The organism is Streptomyces sp. HSW2009 (genome assembly GCF_040240285.1).
Classification (GTDB): Bacteria; Actinomycetota; Actinomycetes; order Streptomycetales; family Streptomycetaceae; genus Streptomyces.
On record NZ_JBEHZD010001290.1, the window covers coordinates 1 to 238 of the forward strand.

The 238-nt window shown below is 66.4% G+C and carries 1 protein-coding gene; it reads right to left on the reverse strand.

Translation table 11 applies throughout. From position 1 onward, the window contains the following. The coding region (locus AAHZ94_RS35460) for a hypothetical protein (protein WP_349997730.1) at positions 1 to 238 on the reverse strand (238 nt) is incomplete at both ends.

Below are 238 nucleotides of genomic sequence, written 5' to 3' on the forward strand. Positions count from 1 at the left end.
TGATCCGGTGGTGGTGGTTGAGGGGTTGAGGTTGCGGCCGTTGCCGTTGGGTGAGTTGGTGGTGGGTTCGCGGGTGTCGGATTTGTATGAGGTGGGGTGGGTGCCGGTCGCGGTGCCGGAGGTGGCCCCGGGCACGACGGCCCCGGACTCGCATTCGCATTCGGACTCGGACTCGGATTCGGGTGCGGGTGATGTGTTGGTGTGGACCGCTCCGACGTCTGCCCTCGCCACTGTTTCC